Source organism: Nocardia sp. NPDC058058 (assembly GCF_042885355.1).
Taxonomy (GTDB): domain Bacteria; phylum Actinomycetota; class Actinomycetes; order Mycobacteriales; family Mycobacteriaceae; genus Nocardia.
This window is the reverse complement of record NZ_JBHVSA010000021.1, coordinates 1-1,477: the sequence shown is the minus strand read 5'-3', so window position 1 is coordinate 1,477 and position 1,477 is coordinate 1. Positions and strand designations below refer to the sequence as shown.

Annotated in this window: 2 protein-coding genes and 1 pseudogene; 2 read left to right on the top strand and 1 reads right to left on the bottom strand. The window is 73.9% G+C overall.

Annotated features, from left to right (window positions below; genetic code table 11):
• Positions 1–299: pseudogene (locus ACFVUS_RS43850) on the top strand (hypothetical protein); the annotation flags it as partial.
• On the opposite strand, the gene ACFVUS_RS43845 reads toward ACFVUS_RS43850, so the two are convergent.
• A complete protein-coding gene (locus tag ACFVUS_RS43845) occupies positions 296–487 on the bottom strand; it encodes a hypothetical protein (protein WP_387781472.1) in 192 nt (63 codons plus the stop codon). The pseudogene ACFVUS_RS43850 and the gene ACFVUS_RS43845 overlap by 4 nt on opposite strands.
• Before the next feature lie 7 nt (positions 488–494).
• On the opposite strand from ACFVUS_RS43845, the gene ACFVUS_RS43840 reads away from it, so the two are divergent.
• Positions 495–1,477: sensor histidine kinase (locus ACFVUS_RS43840; RefSeq protein WP_387781469.1), on the top strand; the 983-nt coding region annotated here is incomplete at its 3' end.

Here is a 1,477-nt window from a genome sequence, read left to right as displayed (position 1 = left end):
CGGCGCTGACGAGCTCCTTCACCCGCAACGTGGAGAGCGCGGGCATCACCGCGCTGCCGCTGTTCCTGGTGACGGCGCTCGGCTCCGGGCTGTTCCTGCCGCCGGAGTCGCTGCCGGGGCAGCTGGCCACGGTGTGCGAACTGCTGCCGCTGAGCGGTGTGATGACCCTGGTGCGGGCCGGCTGGACCGGCGGCGCCGAGACCGGGGACCTGCTGTGGGCGGGGCTCACCACGCTGGCCTGGATCATGATCACGGTGTTTGCTGTCCGGACGTGGTTCCGCTGGGAACCGCGCCGCTAGAAGTCGGGGGGACGGGCCGTGGCGAAGCTGACCGGGTGGTGGAAGAACCGCAGCAGCGCGGGGAAGGTCGAGCTGTACACGCGCTGGTCCTTCCACTCCTTCGTGCTGCTTGAGATCTTCTCGTTCGGGCTGAACGCGCTGGGCTCGGCGGCGAAGGAGACCCCGGCGGGGATCGCGATCGCGGTCATGCTGCTGGTGTCCGTACACGCCGTGGTGACCGGTTTCCACACCTCCCACGCGCTGGACTGGATCGTGGGCCGCCGGGAGCGGCCGGTGCGGCTCGCGGTGACGGTGGTGGTCCTGACGGCGGCGGGCTGTCTGACCCTGATCGCGCTGCGCGGCGCGGGGACGCTCCAGGGAGCGGTGGCCGCGCCGATCGTGACGGGCATGACCTGCTTCGCCACCGGCTCGCTGGTGCTGGGCGTGGGGCGGCTGTGGCGCAAGTGGTGCGTCGCCCCGGCCTGGGCCGCCGGTTCGGCGCTGACGGTGCTCGCGCTGGGCGTGGGGGTGGGCGAGGCCTGCGGGTACGCGGTCGGGGTGCTGCTGACCGGCCTGTTCATGAGCCTGGCCTACGGGTTCTCCGGGTGGCTGCTGAAGACCGTCTACGAGCTCGACCACGCCCGGGAGCTCCAGGCGCAGCTGGCGGTGGCCGAGGAGCGGCTGCGCTTCGGGCGGGACCTGCACGACGTGATGGGCCGCAACCTCGCGGTGATCGCGCTCAAGAGCGAGCTGGCCGTGCAGCTGGCCCAGCGCGAACGCCCGGAGGCGGTGGACCAGATGATCGAGGTGCAGCGGATCGCGCGGGAGTCGCAGCGCGAGGTGCGGGACGTGGTGCGCGGCTACCGCGAGGCGGACCTGGCCGTGGAGCTGGAGGGCGCGCGCGGGGTGCTGAGCGCCGCCGGGATGGACTGCCTGGTCGAGTTCGAGGCCGGCCGGGCGCTGCCCGCCGAAGTGCAGTCGGCGCTCGGCTGGGTGGTGCGGGAGGCGACCACGAACGTCCTGCGGCACGGGGACGCGCGCACCTGCCTGATCCGGCTGACGGCGGACGACGGGGGCGCGCTGACCCTGCTGGTGGAGAACGACGGGGCGCCCGAGGCGCCGGCCGGGCCGCCGGGATCGGGGCTCGCGGGGCTGCGGGAGCGGCTCGCGGTGGTGGACGGCACCCTGCGGGCGGGGCC

Bases quoted from the DNA above. Each gene is read 5' to 3' on its own strand.
- ACFVUS_RS43845 (WP_387781472.1), bottom strand. From the start codon at position 487: ATGACCGCGATCGCGATCCCCGCCGGGGTCTCCTTCGCCGCCGAGCCC.